Below are 6,726 nucleotides of genomic sequence, written 5' to 3'. Positions count from 1 at the left end.
TTCTGAGGCAGCAAAGAAAACTGCAAAGGAGGCCAAAACATTGACCGCATCATAGACCACGACGCATAACTGAGGGTGGGTCAAATCTCGGTGAAAATACCGGGTCAGTTCTCAGTGACAATCAACAGCGAGGTGCTCTTTCGAGGCGTCGAACCAGTCGTGGACGGCTTGATAGTCGGACGGCACCCCGCCGAATTTCCGGGCAGAGCTTTCAGCATGATGAAGCGGATGGGCCATCTCAAAGACCCTCATCATAGCTGTGCGAGCATTCGACATAGCGGTCCGCGTGATCGAGGGTGATGCTGTCTAGTGCTATGTCCCAGGTCAGCGTGCCGTAGCCGCCCTCGTTGTTTTCGAACCCCGGGTGATGGTGATAGGCGAGCGACCAGGCGAAATCGCCAACTTCTGTGACAAGCGGCTCCGGCAGGTTGACCTCTGCAGGCCGCACCGTCACATCCTCGACATTGCCGGAGTCGCCATAGCCTTCATATTCGGCAGTGACCTCGCTGATGCCAAGCGCACGTAGTTGCGCGAGCAGCTCCACTCTGGATGCCTTCAAGGTGGTTTCGCGCTCTGCACGCCACTGAGCCGCCATTGCGGCATAGTCGATTTGGGGATTGGTCATGGGTCTGTCCTCTCGTCTGAATTTGGGGGGACCGGGCGTGGCATTGGTCTGCACGCGCCCGGAAAGCGCAGACCGGTGAAACCCAGATCCGCGACGCCCGACCGGAAGCCCGCTTTGACTTTTCAGGCGGCTTGTTCTGCCGCTCTGGCGGCTTCCTGCCCCACGATCCGGGCCAGAATGCTTCCCGTATCGATCCCGTCACCATGCGGCAGGAACACCCGCAGCTGGAAGGCGATGATCTCGGTAAAGCAGCCGAGGGCCTTGAGGCCGTCGATCATGCCCCGATCCGCGCCGCCCAGCTCGAGGCGCATCTCGCCTGCGACACGGCGACGGGTCAAGGTGAGACCCCGGCCCAGATCGACAGGCGCGGTGGTGCCGAGGGCGGTGGTCAACATCTCCTGCGGTGTTTGCGGGTTTGAGACGAGGAAGCGGGCGCGCAGCGCGGCCGCCCCTTCCTCGCTCAGCGTGCGCCCGATCATCGCGGTCGCCCCGTCGGGCGTGACGCGGTAAATGCGCTCATTGGTGGTCGGTATGTCCTTCCAGATCGGCAACAGCAGCCCGGTCAGCAGGTAGAGCTTGGTCGTGGTGGTTTTGGGAAGGGCAACAGCCTCTTCACCCCAGAGCCGCGCAAACTCAGGCCTGTCGATCTCTTCCCAAGTCGAGGACTCAAACCGCGTCTCCTCCAGATAGCTCGACCCGTTGGGCCGCACCGCCTTGCGCATCAGCGTGACCATGTCCTCGTCATACATCTGCATGGGCCGCGCCGAGATGAGCGCCGCGCGACCGGAGGCGCGATTCACCATCGGCAGCTTGTCCGGATTGCGCGATATGGCCTCTTCGGCGTCAAGGACATGCACTGGGTCCGTCACCTCAAGTCCGATAATCCGCGTCACCGCGCCGGATTTCGGGCAGGTCCAGAGATCCTCTGTGGAGACCTGTTCGATCCTTTCGCCACGCAGGGTTTCGACGCCGAGATCGAGGGTGCCCGCCGCGCGCGCCCGTTCAGTCTGATCGGCAATCCGGCGCATGAACTCGGCAAAGAGTGCGTTCTGCATGTGGATGGGCAGGGCAAGCACCCGGTTGAGAAACCGCTGGATCGGGGGAAGCTCCTCAAGGAGCACCCCGTCCTTGTCGATCAGCCGCAGGGCCGTCCAGTCGGTGAAGCTCTCGTAGCTCATCGCCTCAGCGCGCCCGGCGGCAAGATCGGCGAAATACCCACGCAGCGCCGCCCGCGCGATCGGACTTTCGAGATTGTCCTCCTCGCGGAACATGCCCTGCGAGCCGGTTTCGCGCTGGCCCTTGGTCAGGGCCCCCAGCTGGTCGAGGCGCTTGGCAATCGTCGAGGTGAAGCGCTTCTCGCCATGCACATCGGAGGTGCAGACCCGGAAGAAAGGCGCGCTGACCTGGGCAGAGCGATGCGTGCGGCCGAGCCCCTGGATGGCCGCATCGGCGCGCCAGCCGGGCTCCATTAGATAGTGCCGCCGCCGTTTCTGGTTCTTCGCCGTTTGCGCCGCATGGTAGGACCGGCCCGTACCGCCCGCATCGGAGAAGATCAGGATATCCTTTTCGCCGTCCATGAAGGCTTGGGTTTCGGATGAATTGCTGCTGGCGGCGCGCTTCTCGATGAAGAGATGACCATCCTCGGCCTTGAGGGGCCGGATCGACCGCCCCGTGACTTCTGCCACGGCCTCATCGCCAAAGGCCCAGAGGATCTGGTCGAGCGCCGAGGGGATCGGGGCAAGCGTCATCAACTCCATCATGGCCGCATCGCGCAGGGCGAGCGCCTCGCGCGAAACAACGAGCGCGCCGGTCTCATCCCGCAAAGGTTCCGCCACCATGTTGCCGTCGATCTCGACCAGCTTTTGCGCATGAATCGGGAAGGCCTGTTCGAGGTATCCCAGAACATAATCGCGCGGCGTCAAGGCACCCTCGACGAGTTCATCCTCCGGGTCCATTGTCTCAAGTCGGCGTTTCAGCAGGCTCTCACCCGTCGAGACTACCTGGATGACGCAAGCCTTGCCCGCCGCCAGATCGTCCTTGATGGCGTGGATGATGCTTGGAGCCTTCATGCCCATTAGGAGATGGTTGAAGAAGCGCTGCTTCGTGCTCTCGAAGCGGGACTTGGCCGAGGCGCGTGCGGCCGACGCATTAGTTTCCCCCGAGGCGTCGTTGACGCCGGTCGCAGTCAACGCCGCCTCGAGATTGTGGTGGATCGTCCGAAACGCGCCCGCATAGGCGTCGTAGATCTCGATCTGGGCCGGGGTGAGCGCGTGTTCGAGCACGTCATATTCCACCCCATCAAAGCTGAGGGCACGCGCCGTGTAGAGCCCGAGCGTCTTGAGATCGCGCGCCACCACCTCCATGGCGGCGACACCGCCGGCTTCCATCGCCGAGACGAAACTCTCGCGGCTCGGGAAGGGGTATTCCGGCCCCTGCCCCCAGAGCCCCAGCCGCGCGGCATAGGCCAGGTTGTGCACGCTCGTGGCCCCCGTAGCCGAGATGTAGAAGACGCGGGCGCGGGGTGCTGCCAGTTGCAGCCGCAGGCCAGCAAGGCCCTGCTGGGAAGGTTTGACCCCCCTGCCCTGCTCGGACCCTGCCGCGTTCTGCATGGCATGGGCCTCATCGAAGGCAAGAACGCCGTCAAAGTCTTCACCCATCCAAGCGAGGATCTGGCTCAGTCGCGTGGTGCCGCATTTGCCCGCGGACCGCAGCGTGGCGTAGGTGACAAAAAGGATCCCGTCGCCCATCGGGATCGGCTGGTCCGGTTTCCATTTGGAGAGCGGCTGGATGTCGGCGGGCGAGCCGCCGAGATCGGTCCAGTCGCGGATGGCGTCCTCGATGAGCGTGGCGGATTTGGAGACCCAGATCGCCTTTCTGCGTCCGGCCAGCCAGTTGACAAGGATCAGCAGCGCGCATTCGCGCCCCTTGCCGCAACCGGTGCCGTCGCCAAGGAAATAGCCGAGGCGATAGGCCCGTGCATTAGGGTCATCATCGGCGCGCGTCAGCTTGGTCTGGTCGTCATCGATGGCAAACCGACCGGGCAGATCGCGCCCATGGGCATCATGCGCCATGATGATGGTTTCCAGCTGCGCCTCGGAGAGATGTCCCTCCCCGATCAACCGTGCGGGCAGCCGCAAGTCATCACTGCCCGTGTTTGAGGGCATGGGCGGGGCCACAGAGGCCATGGCGATGCTTTCAACGAGCGGCGTGGGATGTTCCTGCGCACCCGCAATCTCGATCCGCTGAGGACGGTAGCGCGCATAGATGTCCGAGATGGGCGTGTTGTCGCGAGGGGTCTCAAAGCTTGTGAAGCTGAGCGAACAGACGGCATTGGCCCGAAGTTTGGAGGCGGCAACAGGCGCAGCGCGGCGGTTGCGCGGGGTAGATGATGGAACGGTCGGCTGAGCATGAGGGATCGCCGCTGCCTGTTGTACGGGGCGCATCTCGGGCCGGGTTGCGGCCACGGCGTCGACAAAAGGAAGGGCTTCATCTAAGTCCCGGACACTGGCGCGGATCATCTCGCCGTCTTCCTGCACCTTGTCGAAGACCATCAGCTGGGTTTCGACAGAGGTGCCAAGCTTGCGGTAGACCTGCCCCGGCATCGTCAGCGCCAATCGCGGCGTCAGGAGACGGCAGGCGCGGGACCAATGCGCGGCATCGCGTTCGGGCGTGAACCCCGGCGGCATGATCGCCACCAGCCGCCCACCGGGCGCGAGACGCTTGGCAGCCGCGATGAGATGTTTGGCGGCGATGTGCTTGTCCCGCGACCGATCGACCGAGGAGGCGAAGGGCGGATTCATCACCACGACGTCGGGCAGAACGGGCGTCTGCAGCAGATCATCGATATGCTCGCCGTCATGGCCTGTGACCTCGCCGCCGAAAACCGCGCGCAGGAGGCGCTGGCGAAAGGGGTCGATTTCATTGAGCAAAAGCGTGGCACCGGCCCGGGCGGCGAAAGCAGCCAGGGCACCAGTGCCCGCCGACGGCTCCAGCACGGTCTCGCCTTTGCGGATCGCCGCAGCCCGCACCGCCATGGTCGCGAATGCAAGCGGCGTTGAAAACTGCTGCAGCCGGATCTGCTGCTCGGAGCGGCGCGTTTGCGTCAGCAGCTGCGAGGCAAGCAGCTTTGCAGCGGCGATGTCACCTGCCGCGCCGTCCCCACGCAGCAGCACCTGAACAGCCGCGGCCTGCATCAGGTCATATGCCATGCGCCAGTCCCAGGCACCGCCGGCATCGCTGCCATGGAACGTCTCGCGCATGATACGCGCGAGCGCTGAACTGCGCAGGGGCTGGTTGTCGACCTCCGCGTCGATCTGCGCGAGGGCAGAGGCGAGATCGGCTTCGGAGATTGCGAGAGCCGGGTTGGCCGTTCTGGGTTTGGACATGGGGATTTTCCTTTGGATCAGGGTCTGAGTTCCAAAGGACAAAAAGCCCGCTCTACACTTTTTGTGGTTTCCGCCGAAAGCTATGACGGAGGTTGGGCAACGAGAGTGAGTGCAGAATTTCAGATCACGAGCGCGACCCGCCCTTGTCCGAATCAAAGGCTAAGTCACGCAGCCGATCGGCAAACACTTTTTTGACAGAAGAAGCGGCGGCAACCCACCAAAACACCCCGAAACGCACAAAGGTACCAGGTAAGACCAGAACGCACTGTTCAAGACTGTTGGCGGCGCTTCTCATCAATCACCGCCTGCACAAGATTCATCACGTAGGAATGCGGTGTCGCGGCCTGCTGGTCATTCAGCGCCTCCTTCACCTTGGACCGAAACCAGGCATCATGGGACGTCATCTCAGCGGTCACGGCAATGGTCCTCGAGGCGCCTATCCAGAAATTCGCCTAGGTCTCTCGGCATAGCTGCAACGCTCAGAGCGACCCGAGATCGGCGGTAGGGAGAATGGACCTTGGACAGATTGACTTTGTCGCAAGCCTGTTTGCGGTCTGAAGGCTGTTTCAACTCGGATTCCCCGTTCACGCGATGATCGAACGTTACAGCAAAACTTCCCGGACGATAAGACTCTTGAGATCTCTACATTATGGGGATGACCAAAACATCTGCGCACAGACGCCCCTTCACACCATTGCCGACGTTGGGGCGGGATGCCGCGAAGGTCTCAAACGAGCCCAAAGTTCCGGACTCGCTGCGCAGTGGCGAATGTCGGTTTCCGGTTCGCACGTCAGCTTTTCCGCCAGATCACTCGGTTTCTGACAGATCACTCCGCGCATCCCGGATGATCATCCATGACGAATGCAGGAACAGCCCTGCGATGGCGAAAGCAACGATGAGGTCAGGCCAGGCACTGCCGAGCCAGGCGACCAGTCCGGCAGCGATCACCACGGCGAGGTTGCCGATGGCGTCGTTCCGGGAGAACAGCCATACGGCCCGCATGTTGGCGTCGCCCTTGCGGTGTTTTAGCAGCGGCAGCACCGCAAGAATGTTTACGATCAGCGCGCCCACGGCGAAGGCTCCCATTAACCCGGCCTCTGGTGTCGTCTGATTCAGGACACGCCAGATTGTGCTGCCGACAACGCCAAGCCCCAGAAATCCCAAGAACACGCCCTGGATCATCGCCGACCGCGCCCGCCATGTCAGACTCCAACCGATAGCGAGCAGGCCCAGAAAGGTGATTGCGCCGTCGCCCAAAAAATCCAGGGCATCTGCTTTCAAAGCTTGCGATCCGGACAGGAACCCGCCGAACATCTCGATCACCCCGTAGCCGAGATTGAGCAGGACCACGATCCAGAGCGCGCGGCGATAGCTCGGGTCTTTGTAAGCCGGATCGGACGATGTATCCCCGCTCTTGATCAGCTCAAAGCCATAGCCGGTTGCGTCCAGTGCTGGACGCACTTTCGGCAAGTCGTCTTCGGCGATCCGCAATGTCATGACATGGGTTGCGGCAGACACCTTCACATCGCCTTCAGCCACGCCCGCAGACCGAGCGGCCCGTTCGATCTCGGCGGCATCCTTGGCGCAGTCCATGCCATGCACCCGCATCCGGATCGGCAAAGACGTTGTAGGCAATGTGGTGTTATCTGCTCGGCTCATATGCGATCCTCTTGAAGGTAGCGTGCGAAAGAAGTCGCCGCTAACATATCAGTGGAT

At 62.4% G+C, this 6,726-nt stretch carries 4 protein-coding genes; all 4 read right to left on the bottom strand.

Annotation, left to right across the window (positions count from 1 at the left end; translation table 11 throughout):
- Positions 1 to 238: 238 nt before the first annotated feature.
- The 4 genes from FCK22_RS14980 to FCK22_RS14970 all read right to left on the bottom strand — a co-directional run bounded on the left by FCK22_RS14980 (position 239) and on the right by FCK22_RS14970 (position 6,669).
- Positions 239 to 625 carry a DUF6878 family protein gene (locus FCK22_RS14980; RefSeq protein WP_067260971.1) on the bottom strand — a complete coding sequence of 129 codons (387 nt, stop codon included), beginning with the start codon at positions 623 to 625 and terminating at the stop codon, positions 239 to 241.
- Positions 626 to 747: 122 nt separating this feature from the next.
- Positions 748 to 5,010 carry a strawberry notch family protein gene (locus FCK22_RS14975; RefSeq protein WP_136720532.1) on the bottom strand — a complete coding sequence of 1,421 codons (4,263 nt, stop codon included), beginning with the start codon at positions 5,008 to 5,010 and terminating at the stop codon, positions 748 to 750.
- Between the two features lie 269 nt (positions 5,011 to 5,279).
- Positions 5,280 to 5,426, bottom strand: coding sequence for a hypothetical protein (locus FCK22_RS18980; RefSeq protein WP_156505811.1), 147 nt, complete (start codon positions 5,424 to 5,426; stop codon positions 5,280 to 5,282).
- A 391-nt stretch (positions 5,427 to 5,817) separates the two neighbouring features.
- Complete coding sequence (locus FCK22_RS14970) at positions 5,818 to 6,669, bottom strand: cation diffusion facilitator family transporter (RefSeq protein WP_038068544.1); 852 nt, start codon at positions 6,667 to 6,669, stop codon at positions 5,818 to 5,820.
- Positions 6,670 to 6,726: the final 57 nt, after the last annotated feature.

Origin of the sequence: Sulfitobacter sp. 15WGC (genome assembly GCF_005068605.1) — a bacterium.
Taxonomy (GTDB): domain Bacteria; phylum Pseudomonadota; class Alphaproteobacteria; order Rhodobacterales; family Rhodobacteraceae; genus Sulfitobacter; species Sulfitobacter faviae.
Note: the sequence above shows the minus strand (reverse complement) of the source record. Positions and strands in the feature narration are given on the sequence as shown.

Excerpts from the sequence above, each read along its gene's own strand:
- FCK22_RS14975 (WP_136720532.1), bottom strand. The coding sequence starts at position 5,010 with ATGTCCAAACCCAGAACGGCCAACCCGGCTCTCGCAATCTCCGAAGCC.
- FCK22_RS14970 (WP_038068544.1), bottom strand. The coding sequence starts at position 6,669 with ATGAGCCGAGCAGATAACACCACATTGCCTACAACGTCTTTGCCGATC.
- FCK22_RS14980 (WP_067260971.1), bottom strand. The coding sequence starts at position 625 with ATGACCAATCCCCAAATCGACTATGCCGCAATGGCGGCTCAGTGGCGT.